4 protein-coding genes are annotated in these 5,245 nt (G+C 34.6%); all 4 read left to right on the top strand.

From position 1 onward, the window contains the following. A partial coding sequence (locus PF572_03675) for a hypothetical protein (GenBank protein MDA3840166.1) occupies positions 1-1,053 on the top strand: 1,053 nt, incomplete at its 5' end. Continuing rightward, positions 1,050-1,676, top strand: coding sequence for a hypothetical protein (locus PF572_03670; protein MDA3840165.1), 627 nt, complete (start codon positions 1,050-1,052; stop codon positions 1,674-1,676). The genes PF572_03675 and PF572_03670, both read left to right, overlap by 4 nt. 26 nt (positions 1,677-1,702) lie before the next feature. Continuing rightward, positions 1,703-3,508: an asparagine synthase-related protein gene (locus PF572_03665; protein MDA3840164.1), complete on the top strand. Its 1,806-nt coding sequence runs from the start codon at positions 1,703-1,705 to the stop codon at positions 3,506-3,508. Further along, complete coding sequence (locus PF572_03660; protein ID MDA3840163.1) at positions 3,509-5,233, top strand: hypothetical protein; 1,725 nt, start codon at positions 3,509-3,511, stop codon at positions 5,231-5,233. The last annotated feature ends 12 nt before the right edge of the window (positions 5,234-5,245 follow it).

Genomic DNA, 5,245 nt, shown 5'->3' with positions numbered 1-5,245 from the left:
GCAATTCAACCGGATAAAACTGTCCATCGCAATGGAGAAGTGCAGTCCTTTTCTGATTGTTGGCAGCGACAAGCTGAAGGAATGGGGCATGTCCCAGTCCTAGTTGATGTTAGATCTTCCCAGGTTGTCGAAACAATTGCTTCATGTGATGCCTTTATGTGGCGCCCATCGCCAACTGCTGCGGATAGGGCCATAGCGTCACGATTAATACCAGCGGTTGAACAAATAGCACAGAAACCCTGTTTTTTTAATTCTAATATGTTGCGCGGTTTTGAAGATAAAGTTGCTCAATATTATGAGCTTGCTTTTGCAAGGCTACCGATTGCAAAAACAGAAGTTTTTTGGACTGAAGAATTGGCATTAAATTTCTGCAAATCGGCAACTTACCCAATGGTACTCAAACTGGCCAACGGTTATCAATCTTCTAATGTGATACTTCTTGATGACTATCACAGCGCTGTTCACTACATAAAAATGTTGTTCAATTCAGGCACCCTGAGTTTGGCATATAAGCCCGCGACCCCTTTTCGAAATTTTTTAAGGCGTAGTCGTCAAGCATTCAATTTGCTAAGTGGTAAATATCCAAATGCACCAAATGCTGAATCTGATCTCCAATACGGGTATTTATATTTACAAGAATATTTACCGAATAACCACCTTGATACCAGGGTTACTATTATTGGTAATCACGCTTTTGCCTTTCGCCGCTTTAATCGCGAAGGGGATTTTCGTGCCAGTGGGTCAGGCAGGATAGATTTTAATAACGAGGGTATAGATTTATCGGCAATTCATTTAGCTTATGACGCTGCTGCAAAGTTAAAAATTCCAGTGGCTGCTGTTGATATACTGAAATATGGCAATGAAAATATTGTTTGTGAGATCAATATGTGTTTTGCCGCTTGGGCCGTTAGTCAATGCCCTGGTCATTGGATTAAGTCGATTGGTAACAATAGTGAGCCTGTTCTTAATTATATTGAGGGTAGGGTCGACCCTGAGAAAATTATTTTTGAAAACTTTATCAATTCCGTTTTAGACACAAAGTTACAAAAATGAGCACTCTAATTAATAGAGTAAAAAAAATCGCTATAAATTCCGACCTTTCTGATGTTGAACAGATGTTATCGCGTCAGAATTTTAACGGAATGCCTTCTTTTACATATAAGATTGAAGGCGGATTTGTCGGTTGGCTGGGTGGTGGTTCTTGCGATCAAAAAGAGAATCTACTTATTATGGCAGGCGAGCCGATTAACGGGCCAGATATTCTCAAAATAAATGATTATCACGACGCAGTAAGGCTATTGCCCGAGTTTGATGGTGCTTTTAATGCTGTTTTCTTTGATCGAATTAACCGCAAGTTGGTCATTGTTAGTGATTTTCTTGGATTGCAGCCACTCTATGTAAAAAGTGTTGATAAACCGCTAGTTGCGTCTGGTAATAGTAAGACTGGAATTATGCAAAATATTAATAACTATTGTGATATTTTAAACAATCCCCGTGTTTTAAAAACTCAATATTTTCAATTTTGTCGCACTCAGATGAAATTATTTTTAATGAATGTTTACTACAGAGTTGTTAAAAAGGAATTTAAAGCTGCTTTTTTTTACATTTATCATCATTTGAAGACCAAAGCACATACTGCTTGGATTAAGGGTTTTTTTACCTTTGGTAGAATCTGATATCCCTTAGTTGTGGAGGACATAAAATGTTAGAAATTACTGATAGATTTGTTGCCATATTCCCAAAAACAAAAAATGATTTACATAAAATTACTGACGATAGGCTTACAAATAAAATAAAAACTTTAGGTTTTAAAAAATCTTTATTGAATAACTATTTTCTAGCATTTGATTCTAAATCGAGCAGACAAGATGAGGTAGAAGAAAAATCTGGTTGGTTGATTGATACTTTTAAAGGCACAAAAGAATCTCATATTGATATAGAAAACATTGAAGTTTTAAATTGGAATGATTTACATATTTTCAGTGAGAATAATATACAATTCTATAATTTAATAAAATGGGATTCTAATAGTTTAGAAATACAATCTGATTGTCTATCACATAAATACTTTTATATAACAAAATCTAAAGATTTAACATTTTTAGCAAGTTGCCTGAAAGATCTTTTGCAAATTGTTCCAGAAGCTTTTGACCAATCTAATCCTGAAGGGATAATCGAATATTTAAATTTTGGTTTTTTCCAAGGAAGCAACACACTTCATAAGAACATTGAGCGAAGTTTACCTTCTAAGTTATATAAGTGGGAAGTTAAGAGTGGATTAAAAAAAATACAAATTAAACCACTAACAATTCCTCAATCTAATTCTTCTCAAACTTGTGACTATTTTGTTGAATTGATTGGTGAGGCTGTCAAGACAAGCATCGTTAATCGTTGCAATTTAGAAACACAACACCTGACTATTGGACTGTCTGGTGGTTTTGATTCAAGATTGCTTGCGGGTTTTTGTGCATCAGAAAATTTGAAAATTAAAGGGTATACGTATGGAAATAAATTACACAGTGAGACTTCTTCTGCTTGTGAAATAGCACGAACGTTGGGCTTGGAACATCAAATAATAAAATATCCAGAAAATTTGATATTCGATAAGGTGCCAATTTTTTTGGATGTATTGGAGGGACATGCTGATCTTCAGGTAGCTCAAATATTTAATCTCTTATCTGCCCCAGAGACCTGTGGGACTCCACTTTTACATGGCTATTTAGGAGGTCCTCTTTCAGGTCACCATATTGGGGTAATGAATAACGCAGACTTGCAGACTAAAGACGGTGTTGCACATACCATTTATGACCACTTTTCAAGCAGTTTGATGAAGACGAAGTCTACTTGTTTAGGTCTTAAGATTGAAAAGGATGAAATAATACAAAATATTTTTGAATCACTCGATTTTAGTCAAAAACCATATCAAGCTATTACTAAATGGGAACTACTCAATACACAACGTGATAACATTGGTTCAACTTTACGGATATTGGGATCTAAATACAAAGTCATAGCCCCTTTATATGATAAAAAAATCATCGAGATATGGCAAACATTGCCACTTGTTGCCTTGAAAAATAGATTTATATTTAGAGAGTTATTGAAAAAATATTTTCCATTGTTGGCTGAAATCCCTCATTCTGAAGAGTACTATCCAATTCTTCCAAATTTAAAAAAGATGTTATTGCAATATTGTAAAATAAAAAAAGCAAAAATATTTAATAAAAGTAGCATGTATGCCAACTCTGATTATATTTGGACATTGTCTCACGGTGGATTTAATAACAGTCAAAGAGAATTCTTATTGAAAGGTCTTTTGCATATGTCGGAATCTATTCAAAAAGTCCTTGGCCTAGAAATGGAAAAAGATCTATATAATATTTTATATCAAAATGGAACTGTGAATAGATCTGGTTTGGATTATTTAAGAAGAATCTACACGTTGGCCGTATATTCTGAGTGGATTTTGAATTTAAAAAAATCTGCAATTCATCTAGAGCGTGATTAGATGTTGTCCAGACATGCAATTAATAGTGTAAAAAAAATCGCCATAAGTTCTAACCTTTCTGATGTTGAACAAATGTTATCGCGTCAGAACTTTAACGGAATGTCTTCTTTTACATATAAGATTGAAGGCGGATTTGTCGGTTGGCTGGGTGGTATTTCTTGCGATCAAAAAGAAAATCTACTTATTATGGCAGGCGAGCCAATCAATGGGCCAGATATTCTTAAAATAACTGATTATCACGCCGCGGTCAGGTTCCTGCCCGAGTTTGATGGTGCTTTTAATGCTGTTTACTTTGATCGAATCAACAGAAAGTTGGTCATTGTTAGTGATTTTCTTGGATTGCAGCCACTCTATGTAAAAAATGTTGATGATAATATCTGCATTGCCAGTGAAACTAAAGCTTTTGGTCTGTTAAAGAGAGATTTGGCAGGGTGGGGGGCTTTCTTTACTTGGGGACATCTTATTGGTGACCGTACCCTCTTGGCAGGCATTAAAAGGTTTCCAGCAGCAACTATTTTTGTTTATGACACTCAAAACAATAGTAAGTCAGTTAATACTTATTGGGATTTTCCTCAAACAACTGACAGATATAGTATCGATAATATTCATGATTCATTTAAAGAAACTTTGATTGAATATACTAGTTTTCCGGGCGAAAGCACATTATTGATGAGTGGCGGATTTGATTCTCGTCTAATCCTGTTTTCTTTATTAGCGATGGGAATAAAGCCTAATGCTCAAATTTTGGCACACGATGATGAATATGATGATTTAGATGGGAAGTTGGCATCATCTATTGTGAAAAATATTGGTATCAAATGTGAAAAAATAACGCCCTCGAACAATTTTTACTCCAGTAAAGATTATTTAGATTTTTTAAACTGCAGTGATGCAAACACGCCTAGTCTTTTTTTATTCATTTCTAAAATTATTTTGAGTTTTATAAGTAATAAGCACAGCGCCTGCTGGGAGGGGTTTATCCCCGGATATTCATTGGTCGTGCCATACCACAACGGGATTGATTTGAAATCTTTTGTTGCTGCTAAGGCACCCGAATCTTCTTTTGCTATTTTAAGAAAAATTTTTAAAGCGCCTATTTATGATGAAATGTATTCACTTTATCAAAAAGCCTTAGATGATGAAGTCGGTAAATATGATAATAATAAAAATTCGATTGGTGAATTTTATCTAAAAAATAAAGGAAGACATAGAACTTCAATCAATCCTCTGCAAGTATATTCTAATTTTACACGACCATTTTTGCCCGGAATGTCAAAAGAATTTATAAGTTCAAGCATGTCAATTCCGTACGATAAACAAAAAAATCATAATTTATACTTAGAATTTCTTAAAAAAATATATCCAGAAGCTTGTAATGTCCCTTTTATCTCTGGTGGTAAATTAATATCACTTAGAAGGAATTCTTCTTATTTTTCAACAGTGATCAATGCAGAACTTTTTAAGTTAATACAAAACCATCCAACCATTTTTAGCTCTTTAGGTTTATACAAAGACTTTTCTACGAAGTCTTCATTTTTAGATTCTCAATTGTTATGTGACGATCCCGCACTTAATTTTGATTTTTTGACTAAAATCGCACCTGACGATCCGCGTTATCTCCAAATTAGGAAGATGGTTTTTCACTGGCGAGCATGGGAATTGGTGCACAACGGTAATGTTTATGATCTTTTGAACAATCCGGGTGTTATGGATGGAAAACTGTAAATGCCGATGTGC

This window comes from Patescibacteria group bacterium, assembly GCA_027858235.1.
Classification (GTDB): Bacteria; Patescibacteriota; Patescibacteriia; order Patescibacteriales; family BM507; genus BM507.
The sequence above is the reverse complement of the archived record's forward strand: the minus strand, read 5'-3'. Positions and strand labels throughout refer to the sequence as shown.

Excerpts from the sequence above, each read along its gene's own strand:
- PF572_03670 (MDA3840165.1), top strand. The coding sequence starts at position 1,050 with ATGAGCACTCTAATTAATAGAGTAAAAAAAATCGCTATAAATTCCGAC.
- PF572_03665 (MDA3840164.1), top strand. The coding sequence starts at position 1,703 with ATGTTAGAAATTACTGATAGATTTGTTGCCATATTCCCAAAAACAAAA.
- PF572_03660 (MDA3840163.1), top strand. The coding sequence starts at position 3,509 with ATGTTGTCCAGACATGCAATTAATAGTGTAAAAAAAATCGCCATAAGT.